This window comes from Sporolactobacillus sp. BBK16-2 (assembly GCF_059878335.1).
In genome coordinates this window covers 567,894-583,205 of the sequence record NZ_CM187611.1, presented here as the reverse complement: position 1 = coordinate 583,205, position 15,312 = coordinate 567,894, and the positions used below count along the sequence as shown (strand labels likewise).

General features: G+C 34.7%; 16 protein-coding genes. All 16 read right to left on the bottom strand.

The window, feature by feature from the left end; translation table 11 throughout:
• Nucleotides 1-4: 4 nt before the first annotated feature.
• Nucleotides 5-1,297, bottom strand: a complete 1,293-nt coding sequence (locus AC6F33_RS03010; RefSeq protein ID WP_500777700.1) for an O-antigen ligase family protein — start codon at nt 1,295-1,297, stop codon at nt 5-7.
• An 83-nt stretch (nt 1,298-1,380) separates the two neighbouring features.
• Nucleotides 1,381-2,166, bottom strand: coding sequence for a WecB/TagA/CpsF family glycosyltransferase (locus AC6F33_RS03005; protein ID WP_500777699.1), 786 nt, complete (start codon nt 2,164-2,166; stop codon nt 1,381-1,383).
• Nucleotides 2,156-3,385 carry a glycosyltransferase gene (locus tag AC6F33_RS03000; protein WP_500777698.1) on the bottom strand — a complete coding sequence of 410 codons (1,230 nt, stop codon included), beginning with the start codon at nt 3,383-3,385 and terminating at the stop codon, nt 2,156-2,158. The genes AC6F33_RS03005 and AC6F33_RS03000 overlap by 11 nt, the downstream gene beginning before the upstream one ends.
• A gap of 21 nt (nt 3,386-3,406) precedes the next feature.
• On the bottom strand, nt 3,407-4,339 hold the full coding sequence (locus AC6F33_RS02995; RefSeq protein WP_500777697.1) for a glycosyltransferase family 2 protein: 933 nt from the start codon (nt 4,337-4,339) through the stop codon (nt 3,407-3,409).
• Nucleotides 4,340-4,388: 49 nt separating this feature from the next.
• Complete coding sequence (locus AC6F33_RS02990; RefSeq protein ID WP_500777696.1) at nt 4,389-4,991, bottom strand: acyltransferase; 603 nt, start codon at nt 4,989-4,991, stop codon at nt 4,389-4,391.
• On the bottom strand, nt 4,984-5,805 hold the full coding sequence (locus AC6F33_RS02985; protein ID WP_500777695.1) for a glycosyltransferase family 2 protein: 822 nt from the start codon (nt 5,803-5,805) through the stop codon (nt 4,984-4,986). Before AC6F33_RS02985 ends, AC6F33_RS02990 begins: the two co-directional genes overlap by 8 nt.
• Nucleotides 5,768-7,036 carry a flippase gene (locus tag AC6F33_RS02980; protein WP_500777694.1) on the bottom strand — a complete coding sequence of 423 codons (1,269 nt, stop codon included), beginning with the start codon at nt 7,034-7,036 and terminating at the stop codon, nt 5,768-5,770. The genes AC6F33_RS02985 and AC6F33_RS02980 overlap by 38 nt, the downstream gene beginning before the upstream one ends.
• Before the next feature lie 25 nt (nt 7,037-7,061).
• Nucleotides 7,062-7,763 (bottom strand): sugar transferase, encoded by a 702-nt coding sequence (locus AC6F33_RS02975; RefSeq protein ID WP_500777693.1) that lies wholly within the window; start codon nt 7,761-7,763, stop codon nt 7,062-7,064.
• A gap of 11 nt (nt 7,764-7,774) precedes the next feature.
• Nucleotides 7,775-8,656: a UTP--glucose-1-phosphate uridylyltransferase GalU gene (galU, locus tag AC6F33_RS02970; protein WP_500777692.1), complete on the bottom strand. Its 882-nt coding sequence runs from the start codon at nt 8,654-8,656 to the stop codon at nt 7,775-7,777.
• A 19-nt stretch (nt 8,657-8,675) separates the two neighbouring features.
• Entirely contained in the window at nt 8,676-9,443 is a 768-nt protein-coding gene (locus AC6F33_RS02965; RefSeq protein WP_500777691.1) for a tyrosine-protein phosphatase, read from the bottom strand.
• Nucleotides 9,444-9,484: 41 nt separating this feature from the next.
• Nucleotides 9,485-10,186, bottom strand: a complete 702-nt coding sequence (locus AC6F33_RS02960) for a CpsD/CapB family tyrosine-protein kinase (protein WP_500777690.1) — start codon at nt 10,184-10,186, stop codon at nt 9,485-9,487.
• On the bottom strand, nt 10,173-10,940 hold the full coding sequence (locus AC6F33_RS02955) for a YveK family protein (RefSeq protein WP_500777689.1): 768 nt from the start codon (nt 10,938-10,940) through the stop codon (nt 10,173-10,175). The genes AC6F33_RS02960 and AC6F33_RS02955 overlap by 14 nt, the downstream gene beginning before the upstream one ends.
• A gap of 418 nt (nt 10,941-11,358) precedes the next feature.
• Nucleotides 11,359-11,811, bottom strand: a complete 453-nt coding sequence (locus tag AC6F33_RS02950; protein WP_500777688.1) for a hypothetical protein — start codon at nt 11,809-11,811, stop codon at nt 11,359-11,361.
• A gap of 10 nt (nt 11,812-11,821) precedes the next feature.
• A complete protein-coding gene (locus AC6F33_RS02945; RefSeq protein ID WP_480947899.1) occupies nt 11,822-13,813 on the bottom strand; it encodes a protein kinase domain-containing protein in 1,992 nt (663 codons plus the stop codon).
• 18 nt (nt 13,814-13,831) lie between these two features.
• Nucleotides 13,832-14,608 (bottom strand): PP2C family protein-serine/threonine phosphatase, encoded by a 777-nt coding sequence (locus AC6F33_RS02940; protein ID WP_480947900.1) that lies wholly within the window; start codon nt 14,606-14,608, stop codon nt 13,832-13,834.
• Between the two features lie 14 nt (nt 14,609-14,622).
• Complete coding sequence (locus AC6F33_RS02935) at nt 14,623-15,297, bottom strand: FHA domain-containing protein (protein ID WP_480947901.1); 675 nt, start codon at nt 15,295-15,297, stop codon at nt 14,623-14,625.
• Nucleotides 15,298-15,312: the final 15 nt, after the last annotated feature.

Sequence of the window (15,312 nt, the reverse complement as noted above, 5' to 3'; positions counted from 1 at the left end):
TTTTTCAGTTTGTTTCCTCCATATTATTTATATTTATTGAATTGTTCATTCTAGAAACACTGTATTTATTGTATAGAAAAAGACAAATTATCAAACTCCAACTACTTCTCATATAAACGTACATGAAACCTGAGAATATAATCATCAAAGTAATCAGAGCATAATTAAAATTACCTTTATTATATTTATAACACCTGAACAGTATAATATAGTAAATACAGAAACCAACCACTCCGTTTCCAATTAATAGCGTAACAAAATCTGATTCTGGCGTCCAAGGTTCATTTATCCATTCAAAGATATGAAAATAATGTGTGAATGGATATCCTGCAATTCCCGTACCAAATCCAAATAAGAATTGAAAAGGAGATGCATGGGATAAAATCACAAAAGATTGCCAATAATAATTTGTGTGCTGTGTTGCGCTCGAATCATTGTTGCTAACTCCTAATACAATTCTTTGAATTGTTTGATTGATAATTTCTACTACATTAGTTTGGGTTACAAGATAAAATAAAGCTAACAAGAATATTGCAACCGCTGAATAAATTATCCAAAGATTATTCCATTTAATAACTATTTTTTGTTTTGTTGGTTTTCGTCTAAAATAATACAGGCAATATATTAAAATACTTATTAATAACAAAACAATACCAGTTCTAGAGGTAGATAAAATAATCCCTAATGCGAATGCTAATTTACCAAATAAGTTCTTTGATAATATAAACCCCATAATTAGTGATAATGCTAGATTCGCTGGTTCCCAAGAAACTCCACTTGGTCTGAATTGATTATCTAAAATAAATGTCCAATTACTATTGGTATTTACGTTTAATAAATTTTGAAAAATCATTTCATTTAACGACATATTCATTCCATAATATAATATTAATTGAAGCATCTCCCATATTAATTGAATCCACCCAGAAATTAGCAGCCCACTAAAAAAGGAGGTTCTATAATAATATAATTCCTTATCAGAAAACAAGAAAATAAATGGGAGGAGGAGAAAGGCAAACTTTGCTGCAGCCGTTAGACTCGAACTAGACCACATGGAAGGAAGATAAAGTATACTCCCCAAAGCAGAAATGATAAAAATTAAAAATAAAATTATAATAGGAAATTTATAGTTTGAAAAAAAGAATCTACTTTTTTTATAAATAATTTGGAATAAAAAAATAGTTAAGATAATAAAGTTAACCAATGCCAATTGTGTGTTCCCAATAACTATCATCAATGCATTTAAAGTCGAGAATATTCCCATAAAAAAAAACAATTTTCTAATTAGTTTCTCCATTGTTGCTAATTCCTTCCGCAAATTCACAATTAGTTTCTTTTAAGAAGTTAGTCATAGCTTTAATCATTACAACTCTTAGATGATTATGTTTCACTATTATCTCTTTTCAATTTAAACAACTCATTCAAGAAAATGATAATGAAATAACTATCACTAATAAAATATCTCTTAAACATTCTCTTTGGTTCTTTTAAAAACCGGTAAAACCATTCTAAGCCTACTTTTTGCATCCACTTAGGTGCTCTTTTTATACGTTCTGCTATAAAATCAATTGAAGCACCAATTTGAAGAGACAAAGGCACATTTAACTGATGTAAATTATTATAAATAAAATATTCTCCTTTAGGCGATCCAAGCGAAACTAACAAGACATCAGGGTGAAAAGTTTTAATACTGTCTATCGATTTTTTAAGCGCTTCTTCATCATTTTCAAATCCAAATGGAGGTGAATACGATTTAATAGGAAAATTGTAATTAAAATCTTTATGTAATTTCATTATTGCACGCTCAGCTACTCCCGGCAAAGACCCAAATATAAATACTCTATATTTTTTCTTGTCTGCTAATCCAAAAATTTTTGGAGTCAAATCAGAACCTGACACTTTCTCCTTTAAAGGTTGTCCAAGCAATCTTGATGAAGCAACAATAGGGACACCATCAGCAAGAATTAAATCGGCATCTGTATAAATTTCTTTAAATTTTTTGCTTTTTTTAATATTTACAATATGGTCAACATTAGGTGTAACTGCATAACTCGATTTTCCATTTTTCTTATTTTCAATAATTTTTGTATTAATAAATTCTATACTATCTGTCAAAGTTAAGTTATTTATTTTGATTCCAAATATATTCACAGTTTCATTGCTCAAGTTCATCATCGGCCTTTGCTAGAGATATAATTTTTTTTAGCTTTTCAGGTAACAGTTTTGCTGAGTAATGTTTTTCAAAATTTTCTCGAGCATTTTTTGCGATGTCAACCATTTGTAACCTGTTATCTTCAATTCTATTTAATACTTCTACAAATTCTGTCGAATTGTTAACAACAATTATATCTTTTTCATTTTCATATAATAGTCCTTCGCAACCAATTGGCGTAGAAATGACAGGCAAGCCTTTTGCAAATGATTCAATAATCTTAACTCTTTGACCACTACCGATAAACATGGGAACAACACTTACATCACACAGAGCAACATAATCATCAATACTCTTTACATAACCTGTAACACTAACGCTTTTCTCATCAGAATAAGATTGAATAAATTCAGGGGGATTAGAACCAACAATATATAATTCGAATTTTGTTTTGTCTAACTTAAGCCATACCTGTTCCATAAACCATTTTATTCCATTTTGATTTGGGTACCAAGACATAGAACCCAAAAAAAGAATTTTCAATTTTGAATTGTTGCCCTCAACTTTATTTATCTCCGTATTATCCTCTATATGAATCGGTAATATAGAGAACTTGTTGTCGCTTAATTCAGGGCTAATTTTTCTTAAAGATATTTTATCGTCTTTACTTAAGCAGATAACATGCTGGCTTCTTAACAGTGAATTTTTTTCAAATCTTTTTAACTTTAAATACTCTAGCGATCCCAAAAATTTTTTTATTAAATTTGAGCTTGATGCGATAATTCTTTGAAAAATAAGTGATTCAACATTATGTTCATCTAGAATTATTGTCTGATTAACGAAGGAATTGTAATAAATCATCATAGGTAAGTGATCCACATAAATCAAATCATATTGATTAGAACTTAATTTACTTTCAATTGCACTTTTAATATTCGTATCATAAAATTTATTAATATTATATGGTAAACTAGTAAGTAAACTCTTAAAATAATCTTCAATAAAAGTTTTCTTTGATGTACTTCTTATTAATCTCTTTACAATGACCTTACTATCCTCTATAAAAGAGTTAAGTTCTGTGATAGTTTTCAAATCTTTTTTTTCATTCACAAAACATATAAGATCAATATTATAGCTTTTTGATAAAGCTTTCAATGTATTATAGGTTTTTATCTTTCCTCCATTGTCCAAGGGATATGGCAATAAAGTAGTTAAAAATAATATTTTCTTCATTTTATCTCCTATGATAATAATTTATTCAATAGTAGGCCTCTTTTGAGTGAAATCTTTAATTGCTTTAAAAATAAATTTTATTCTTTCTTTTTTATGATCCTGACCTTTAATAAATATCTTTATAATTTGTCTAAAAGATTTCCATAAAACAGAAAAATAGCAAGTTATAACTTTTATTATTGATTGCGTATTCTTAATTAACCAAAATTGATTCCTAAGCATATAATACGTAATAATTGGAGAAAGATTAGTTTCCCCTCCTGATGACATTGACACCTTGTGATATATAACTGATTGAGGCACGAAAACAATCTTCCAACCTTTTTTTTGGGCTTGAAGATTATAATCAGTTTCCTCAAAATAAAGGAAATAATATTCAGGCAATCCTCCAATTTCTTCAACCAGCTTCTTATTAATCAACATGCTGCAGCCTGTAATATAATCAACTTCTTGTATTTTAGAATACTTCTGCCTGTTATCATCGCTTTCTTTCCATCCAATATGTTGCGTTTGTCCTGTCCAAGTATTTACCCGACCGCCAGCGAACCATAGTATATTTGAATTGTAATAATATATTTTTGAGCCAACAATTCCTATATTCCTATCGCTAGATATCACATTGACTAGCTCTTTTAACGATTGTTTTTCAATGACTGTATCATTGTTTAGCAACCATATGTAGTCGAATTTTTCTTGAACAGCCTTTTTTATTGCAACATTATTTCCACCAGCAAATCCTAAATTGGATTCCGTGCGCAATAATTCAACATTATAATTAATCTGTTTATTAATAAATTTTTCCAATAATTCATATGAATTATTCATCGAACAATTATCAACAATAAACACCTTAAAATTTTGATACTCCAAACGTTGTAGACTTATAAGACATTCAAATGTATCCTGATAGCTATTCCAATTTACTATGACAATAGCGACTGAGGAGTTCTTCATGTTTTATCACTCCAAACATTGATTGTTACATCTTGAATATGCATTAAAATTATCTTTTTTTTATTAGTTTTGCTGGAACGCCTGCATAAATTGAGTACGAAGGAACATTTTTATTAACAACTGCCCCTGCACCTATAACAGAGCCCTTCCCAATTCTAACACCGTCTAGTATTACGGCATTTGTTCCTATCCAAACATCGTCCTCAATTATAATTCCTTTACTAATTTCCGGATTTTTTTTTATTGGTATTTTTTTATTTTTAAATGTGTGCTGATTAGGAACAATTTGAACATTTGATGCTATCATAACATCATTTCCAATTGTTAATCCGCCTTGTCCATAAAGATTACAAAAATCTCCTATTTGAGAATTTTCACCTATATTTATGTATCCTTTTATAGATTGTAGAATACTAAATCTTGATATTGTGGTGCCTTTTCCAATTATTATAGAATTAGGACTGTCGGCCGATATATAAGTGCCCTTCTGGATAGTATTATTACCGCACAATATTATCCATCTACAGTTCTGAAACGTACAATATTTTTCTACGAATATTTTTTTATTTTTCTTTCTAAATAGATGAATATTTCCTCTAGTTAAATCAAATATTTTTTTGAATTTATTTGAAATACTGAAGTAATTAGCCATTTTTTTCATTCACCGCTTTAGCAATCTTATTATAGGTTTTTCTTGCAGAAAGAGGATAAGTTTGATTTTGATAATATTTTAGTAAGGTAGACACCCTGTATGACATCATCAAAATAGAAAGAGAAAGTCCTACAATTCCATCTCGGTAGCCTCTATGTTTAAAGTATCTGTTAATGAATTCTTCTAAACATATCCTAATTATTTTCATTTTGGTTATTTTTTTTATATTTTGTTGTCTAGCTTCAATTGTTGTATATTTATTGAGTTTGTCAATAAAATGTTCCACTGATAAATAATTGAAATGAATAATATTAAGTTCTTTTGAGTTCAAATTTTTTACTCTAGCTGCCTTATTCAGATGAACAAATTCATGAATCTGCGAAGAATAACTCATAAACTTCTTCTTAAAAAATCTCAATTGTTTATCTTGGAGAGGTCCCCAACCCGTACCCTTCAAAGCTTTTCCAAAAAAGTAATTTGTTCTCGGAATCCATACCGCATCACATATATCTTCTTCGCACAAATTCAAAAGATATTCATGCAAAGCCCTAGTCAGCAACTCATCAGCATCAATAACGAGTACCCAATCGTATTTTGTTTTTTCTAGAGCAAACTGACGGGCGGGTTCAGAAAAGCCCATTCTTTCATAATAAAAAATTCGATTCGTATATTGTTTTGCAATATCCACAGTGCGATCATCACTATGCATATCGACAAGTACAATATCATCTGCCCACTTTACACTCTCTAAACAATTCTTAATATTTTTTTCTTCATTAAGAGTATTTATTATAACGGATATGCCCTGTGCCATTTTTTTCACCATCCCGAGTCAATATGATTCCGCCCCCCAGAATATATACTTCAACAATTAATACGCTTAGTAGCATTCCGAATGCTCCAATATAGTATGTAAAGGGAATCGCAATAAACAAAAATAATACTGCAACTGTCACATACAATTTTTGAAAGCTTTGTTGTTTATTCATTGCGAGTATAAAGGGGCTTAATTGAACATTAAGTAAAATAAATATCAATACAACAGAAAATACTTTTAATAAATTAATTAATTCATTATTTGTAAATCCTGCTATAAGTTCTAGACAATTATTTGATAGGAAAAATAAAAAGATACTAATTATTAAAGTCACCAAGGCTGACAATAATAGAACAATTTTTTTAACTTTGAAGAAAAATACTCTCGAATCATTAAACTTCCGACATAAAAATGGATATAACGCTTGAGCAAACGGTTGAGACAAACCAACCAATGCACCAATAATTTTTTGACAGATACCATAATATCCTGCTGCTTTTTCACCAGCAATCAAGCCAGTTATGAATACCGCTCCCTGTCCATACACATTACCAGATAAGTTTGCAATAAACACGTGCCATCCATCTAATAACTCGCTCTTTATAGTTTTTATATCAAACTTAGGTATTATGCAGATAGAAAATTTTTTATTTAATAAATAGATACCCATTAAGCCCGGTAAAATGTAATTTAAAGATTGAAAAAAAGCTGCTAAGCTGTAATCACCAGTATTTTTTACAAAAACAAAAATTAGAAGTGTACTGATCACTTTTGAAAAAATATTAAAAAAAGTAATATATTTCATCTGCTCTATTCCTTGAAAGAACCAAATGGGAAACATCGCATTTCCCACTACCGCTAAAAAACCAATTAAATAAAGCGATGATTCATTCCTGAACCTCGGAAATATCACTAACAGTATTATTAAAAGTAGAAACGCACCAATAGTTAATAATGTTTTGATTGTTATTATAGAATTACTATATTTCTTTAATTTGACTTTATCATCTCTAATTAATGCTACTTTTCTTGTCGCGCTAAAATTAAAACCATAATCTGTTAACACAATTAGATATTGAATTAAGGAATTCATAAACAGTAATAATCCATAATTCCAAGCCCCTAGTGTTCTAACTAGATAGGGAAATGTGACCAGTGGAAGTACATAGTTTGAACCTTGTAGGATCAAAAGAGAAAGCGTATTTCTAAAAATCTTATTTTTCCACAACTAAAACACTCCAAAGTAGAAATTATTAATATGCGCCTTTTGATCCAAATAGTAACCGAACAGTTTTTAAGATAATGATTAAATCAAGCATAGTATTTCTTTCTGATATATATTTTATATCAAGGTTTACCATATCCTCAAAACCAAGATTACTTCGTCCACTAACTTGCCATAGTCCTGTGCAACCTGGAATAACAAGAAGTCTTTGTTTATCATAATCCGTATATTTTTCTACCTCTCTGGGAAGTGGTGGCCTTGGTCCTACAAGGCTCATATCTCCCTTCAAAACATTAAACAGCTGTGGTAATTCATCAACACTTGTTTTTCTAATAAAATGCCCAATCCAAGTCACACGTGGATCATTTTTCATTTTAAACATAGCACCTGTTGTTTCATTTTTATCTAGCAATTGGTCTAGTAGTTGTTCTGCGTTTGAAACCATAGAACGGAATTTATAAATATAAAAAAGCTGACCATCTCTACCTACCCTTTGTTGTTTAAAAATGATACTGCCCTTTCGGTCATCAACTTTTATTAGCAGCGCAATAATTAAGAAAATAGGAGCCAACAAAATAATTGCAAATAGGGATCCCAAAAAATCTAAAACCCGTTTTTCAATGATATATTTTTTTTGATTTTCAATCTTTTCTTTTAAGTTTGTTGAATCTTGTCCGATATTTATAGAGAGGGTAGCTTCATTATCCATAGATGTTTTTGAAATTGTCATTGTCGTCACCCTTACGCTAAAGGTAATTTGCTGTATTCTAGGATTTGTTTAATACCCTTGAACACATCATACTTAATGTCTTCGTTTTTCATTGCCATTTCAATATTAGTTAATACAAATCCTAAGGTTTCCCCCACATCGTAACGTTTACCTTCGAATTGATAAGCGTAAACGCCTTGTGACTCATTTAATTTCTGAATAGCATCAGTTAATTGGATTTCGCCACCGGTACCGATTTCTTTTTTATCAAGAAAATCAAAGATTTCAGGTGTGAGAACATACCGTCCGATGATTGCTAAATTAGATGGTGGATTTTCTTCCGGCTTTTCAACAAATTGTTCGACGTTAAATAAGCGACCGTCTTGCGATTTTGGATCAATGATGCCATACCGATGTGTTTGATCCATGGGTACTTCTTGAACCCCGATGACGGAGCAACCAGTCTGTTCGTAATTTTCGACAAGCTGCTGAATACATGGCTTTGGGTTCTGAACGATATCATCGCCGAGCAATACGGCAAATGGCTCATCACCAATGAACTTGCGCGCGCACCATACTGCGTGACCTAATCCTTTAGGAGCTTTTTGTCTTATGTAATGGATATCAATTTTTGAGGACTCTTGCACTTTCTTCAGTAAGTCTAGTTTGTTTTTCTTTTTAAGACTCTCTTCAAGTTCATAGGAATTATCAAAATGGTCTTCAATGGCTCGCTTCCCTTTACCGGTAACGATAATGATTTCTTCGATTCCTGCTTGTACAGCTTCCTCGACAATGTACTGTATTGTCGGTTTGTTGACAATTGGTAGCATTTCCTTCGGCAATGCCTTAGTCGCTGGTAGGAAGCGAGTACCAAGACCTGCAGCAGGTATAACAGCTTTTCTCACCTTTTTCATATCGATCCCCCCGAGTAAATTAAAAAATGCCTAGGAATTTTTTCTCTTTTATCTCAATCGGTTCTTCTCGATTAACGAGTTCGCCATTTATGAGCAATTCAGCATTTTGTCTAAATATGTTCGCTAAGTCTCTTCCAAATTGTTTCTTTAATTTCCGAAATGCTTCTTGCATATAGAATGGTCTTACGGTTACATTATGTGCATCTGATGCCACAAAATGAGTTAAATTATTTTCAATAAATCGCATAGTCATTTTTTTGGCTTTTTTTCCATTCTTTCCAATAAGACTTGCTGCAGTGATTTGAGATAGTGCACCGTCGGCGATGAAAGAGTAGAGCCGTTCGGGATGGTCAATAATTTCTTGATTCAATTCCGGGTGGACTATAACTGGTGTTATACCTTTAACTTGCAAATCAAAGAACAACTGTTGCGCATATCTTGGAACGTGATGTGTAGGAAACTCAACGAGGATATAGTTCTTGCTGTTATTAACCGTTACTAATTCTTGTGAAACTTCATCATCCGCCATTTCACCGAATATACGCGGCTCTTGCCCTGGAAGGATCTCTAGCCCGATTTGATTGTCTTTTAATAACTCATTTAGCTTTTTAACTCTTTGTAGTACTTCTGACTTTGGATTATTCCAATGACGGTTACGGTGATGAGGCGTCGCTACAATCTGTGTAATACCCTCAGAAACTGCTAGCTTTGCCATTTCCAATGACACAGATTCATCTGACGCACCGTCATCAATGCCAGGAAGTATATGGCAGTGAATATCAATCATTGAATTCAAACCTCCTAAGAGTAACCAATTCAAGCATCAGCTTATTCATTACCATAGTAGCTGTAATAATAATAACCGCTACCCTTCGCCATTGGTTTACCATTAAGAACTGCTCCGAGAATTTTCGCCTTAGCCTTTGTTAAGAGATCCTTTGCCTTAAGTACGGCTTCTTTTTCTGCAACACCGCTTCGGATAACTAAAATGGTACCGTCACAGAGATTTGCAAGTACTTGAGCATCGGTAACCGCCAGAATTGGTGGTGTGTCAATAATAACATTGTCAAATAGCGTTAAAGCATGAGTGATAAAGCTCGCCATTTCTACCGAACTAAGCAATTCAGCCGGATTAGGTGGAATCGGACCACTTGTCAAAACAAACAAGTTATCCACTTCTGTTTTTTTTATCGTTTCTTCAAACTTGGTTAACTTTCTAAGCAGAGTGGTCAAACCGTCGGTATTTGGCAAACGAAAGGTATAGTGCATGGTTGGTTTGCGAAGATCTGCGTCAATCAGTAGCACTTTCTTTCCTTGTTGTGCCATTACTACGGCGAGGTTCGCTGCGGTCGTTGACTTTCCTTCGCCAGGACCTGATGAAGTTAACATAATGGTTTTTAATTCGGTATCAATCTGTGAAAAGTCAACATTGCTTCTGATTGTGCGGTATTGTTCTGCGGTCGTTGATTTTGGTTTATAAAACGCAATCAGATGTCGTTGTTTTGAAACAATCTTATTACTTTGCTTCAACTCTGCCAGCCCCTCTCGCGCGGTGACGTCCTGCTGTATGGACAGAGGATCTTAAACGCTTATTCTTACTGTGATCATTCTTCATTTCAGATATGACGCCAAGTACCGGCAAATTTAAGATTTGCTCAATATCATCTTCATTTTTAATTGTATTGTCTAAGTATTCGAGGAGGAATGCCAATCCGACCGAAACCATTAACCCAACTACAAAAGCGATGGCGAGATTAATCGTTGTTTTTGGTTTTACCGGGTTCAGACTTGAAGCAATATTTGCTGGAGATAGAATGCTGACATTATCAACATTCATCACTTTCTGAACTTGTGATCGAAAAGCAACAGCAATGCCATTGACGATCCTTACAGATTGCGAAGGACTTGTTGTTTCAGCTGTCAGCGTAAATACTTGGGAATTCTGTTCTGTACTTACCGTCAGGATCCCTTTTAACTCATCTGGTGTCATATCCAGTTTCAATTTCTTAATGACCTGATTCAATACAGAAGGATTATTGATGATCACACTGTATGTATTGACCAACTGAACATTTGTCTGAACTGAATTTGTCTGATAGAGACTTGTGTTGTTTGCATTCGATTGATTGACAAGAATCTGGGTTGATGCATCGTACTTCGGTGTCATCAAGAAATAGGTAACAAACGCGCTTGCCATAACTGCTAATAATGTGATTGTCATAATCATAACCAGACGCTTCCGTAGCGTTTGAAAAATATCTTTCAAACTAATTGTCTCTTCCATAGTATCCCCCAACCAACATATACAATATTTTCTTTTTTAAAATTCCGATAAGATAGTAATATTATAGCATAAATCATGTCGAGGAATGTCAACGCTCAAACAATAGTTACTGAAACATTACACTTTAAAAATGAAAAAAACTGATTATTTTCTTAAATGAAATTATATCATTTTAAAATTCAACAATCACTGCCAAAAAAAGGAAATCATCAGTACCAATGATCATAGTTCATTAGTTCCGTTTTTACCTTTTCATACAAATATAGCAACAAAGAATCAGTTAACGAGTCTTATATTATCACATTTTGTCATATATATGTGTAAATTATTACATTTCATTTTTAATACCAAAAGAAAGTATACACCCTTGTATGCATCGAAGAGTTCAAGCTTTGACTATCATCCCACCCCACTTTGTTTAATTTTCGGAATCTTGTCCCATAACTTTTGTTTTTAATATCATCGTCTTCCCGGTATTTCCTGTACCCTTCTCATCTTTCTGCTCGTTGCTTACCGTTGCTTCATGATGAGTCGGTAAAACTTGAGTGACTGACGTTTGGGGCTCATTCGGTCTTTGAACATTCGATTTCAGCTCAGTTGTTTCCTTGATAACATGCTGACCTGGTTTCAGAATTGGCTGAAGTTCAATCGTCTCATGAGCCTGAGGATTCGCTGCTTCATTAACTGGCAAGGTATTTGTTCGATCTCCATCTCTAGTCTCTAGTTCCACTGTAAGATTACCGGATTCACTAATGTTTTGATGATACTCTGGAACAATTAAAGGCTTTCGAAGTGTACGAATGAATAAGAATAACGATATCAAGCTTCCGACTATACCAACGATAATCATCAAGATCCCTTTAGAAATCATAGTGAGCCTCCTATTTGATCCATTTTTTCGCTTTCAATTCATCAATCAGATGATTCAGCGGTGCCATTTGCGGATCATCTTTTCCATTCGGGCTGTATTCTACGGCTTTTTGATAATTATCCCAAACTTTGCTGTAATCTCGGTCTTCAAATGGCTTATTATTTTCCATATCGGCATAGAGTAAGGCGAGTTGGATATAGCAGGTATAGTCATGCGGGTATTTCTTCTTCATTGCCATTAACGTTCTTTCACTTGCTGAGTAGTCATTCATTTCTTGTTCAATAATTGCGATATTACGATACACATAGGGGCGCTGATATCCATCAGAGAGTAATTGTTTAAACTGCGCGATCGACTTTCGATAGTAGTCATTATGGTTTTTTTCAAGTAAACCTTTATCATGATACGCTTCTGCTAGCATTTCATGGATCTGAAGCGGATTTTGGTTCGGCAACAAGCGAAGTCCTTCTTTTAAGATGCCAATACGCTGATCAATGTGCTGATCCTTAAGCGGCTTGGCATGCATTTTATAGAGATCTGCCATCGCGAGGACACTTTTCAGTTTCAGCACATCATCGTTTCCCTTTTCAATGACTCTGCGATACTGCGTGACTGCTTGAGCGTAGGATCCTTTAGCACTTTCTATTTCCCCGTCTACATACCAAGTCGCTTCATCTGCCATATGCATGGCCTGCATCCTCTTCAACACCGCCTGTGCGTCATTGAGTTTCTTGTCGCGGGCAAGTGCAACGGCAAAATCCCGATTATAAAGTGTCGACGATGGCATTCCTTTAGCTGCGATTCCCAAAAATTTCGCTGCATCTTCATTATTGTTTTGCTCGAGGAAGGCTGTCCCCAGCAAATAATTAAACTGAGGGTCCTTGACAACTTCCGGTATTTTCTCTGAAAGCTTCTTAATGTAGGCTGTCTCTTGATCATATTTCCCCTGTAAATAGAGACCTTTTGCAATGCCTTGATACGCACTCAATTCCTGAGGTTCGTAGTGAATCGCCTTATTAAATCGTTTTTGGGCTTTATCATATTGATATACCGCTGAGAGCATATTACCTTCTTTAACCAAAGACCTATATAGCTGCATCTTTTCCGCCTTCACTTCCGAAAATCCTGACAGTGTGATGAAAAAAAACAGAAAAACACAGGCAATTTGAGTGAAAATAGTCATTCTTCTTTTCCGGCGTGCCCGTTTATAGCGTGAAGACATCTTCTCGATATTTTCAAAATTGGATAATAGCTCGCGGGCATTCTGGTAACGTTCATCGGGATTCTGCCGAAGCATCGTTTCTAGGATTTCTTCAAATCCTTCAGAGCACGACGGAAGAATTGTCCGAATCGGTTTACTTAATATAGCGGCACTTGGTGATTCGCCTGTCGCCAATTGATAGAGTGTAACGCCTAAACTGTAGATATCCGACCTTTCGTCCGTTTGCATGCCTAATCGCTGCTCAGGTGCAGCGTAAACGGCCGTTCCCAGAACTTGAGTATCTGTCTTTGATTCCTTTTTATATTCTCGGGCAATACCAAAATCAATAACACGGATTTCACCATCCGGTGTCTTCATTAAGTTCGATGGTTTCATATCTCTGTAAATGATCGGATTCGGATGATGTTCATGCAAATAGATAAACACATCGCAGATTTGTTTTGCCCATTCCACCAAAACAGATTCGGAAATTGTCCCTTCCCGATTCAGTACCTTATTTAGCGACTCGCCTTCAACATAGTCAACAATGATAAATATGGATGTCTTTGTGTCGAGAATGTCAAAGATCCGCGGAAGTTTCGGATGTTTCAGCTGTTTCATAATATTTGGTTCGGCAAGTAAATCAACGGCGACACTTGCTTGCTTGTCCACTTGTTTAATGGCCCATAGTGTCCCTAATTTTATATTTCTAGCCAAATAAACCTTGCCCATTCCGCCTTGACCAAGCACTTTAAGGATTTCATATTTGTCATCAAAGAGTTGACCAATTTTCAGATCCATTATTTATTCACCTCAGAATCAAACAATCTGTACCGCCAGAATCGTTGCATTATCATTTCCTTTATTATTCAGAGCTTCATTGACACATTGCTCGCACAAAATAGTGAGTTCCTCGTTTTCAAGAAGTTTCTGTTGATCAAAAAGCTGTTTTAATCTGGCTTCTTCGACAAAGTTATAGACTCCATCAGAGCAAATTAAATAGATGTCAAGTGACTGTGGGTCCAATATGTTCATATAAGGAAGTACGGTTGCCCCTGCTCCAAGTGCACCGGTCAATACATGCTTATAGGGACTGTCCTCTATTTCTTCACGACTGATTTTTCCTTGCTTGAAGGCCTCCCATGCAGCCGTCTGAATATCGGAAATGCATACGAGTTGATCATCCCGTATTTGAAACACCTTTGTATCACCGACATTGCTGACGATGAGTTTATTTCGGAAGATATTTAGCAGGGAAAGTGTCGTTGCTGTAACGACTCCTTTTTGACTTGCTTCTTCAAAGATAAAGCGATTAATCTGTTCATATTTCTTCTTCATCAGCAATGAAATATATTCAGACGTGTATTTGCAGTTTGATTCAAGTTCACTGCGCAGTGCGTCAACGGTCAGCCGACTTGCATGTCCACCAAATTGATGACCGCCCGCCCCATCTGCGACAGCAAAGCTTGCCATGAGCAACTCAACTTTTGCAAAATGGCTGTCTTGATTTTCAGAACGGATCCCACGTTTGGAGGAGACGCCATATCTGACAAACGGTTTAATCGTCTTTGTTTCGTCTAGGTCTTGACTCGTCACTTGACCAACCTCCGTTATTTAACCACCAATTCGGTTTGGCCGATTTTAAAGAATTGATTCAACTGGATCTCTTGCTGACCTTTCACCGCCGCAGATTCGATAAAGGTTCCGTTTTTGCTTGCCAAATCAACAAGAAAGAGTTTTCCTGACTTCTCATAGAGCAAAGCATGTGTTCGGCCAATATATCCGTCATCCATTATGGTTAAATCAGATTGATCGGAGTCCCTGCCAATTCGCACAACTTCATTACCCGTCCATGTAAATTGCTCTGTTCGGTTACCAACATGATATTCAATAAGATGAGCGGTCGGTAATGGTTTCTGTTCCTTTGGTTGATTCAAAACCATCGTCGCATCCGATACTGGGATTTTCTCTAATTCATTCTTTTCTTCCCTTGAGAGATTGCTGATTGGATGAAGAACTTCTGTTTTTTCTTCAATTGCTGCAGCTACACTCACTCCGTCGTGTCCCGCTTCTTCTCGGTAAACATTTTCGTCATGCTTTGATAACGACGTCGTTTTCTCATCTGAGGACGGTGCATCACTCGTCTGATGCAGTTTCTTGTAAAGCTCATCAACAGGTTGACTCCCTGTTGAACTCTTTCTTTTCATAATGGCAATGATTAAGATAAAGTTCGCAACCAAAGCCACTCCAATAATAATTAATATAGCCGTCATGTTATCCGCCACATTGTCTCCTCCTCT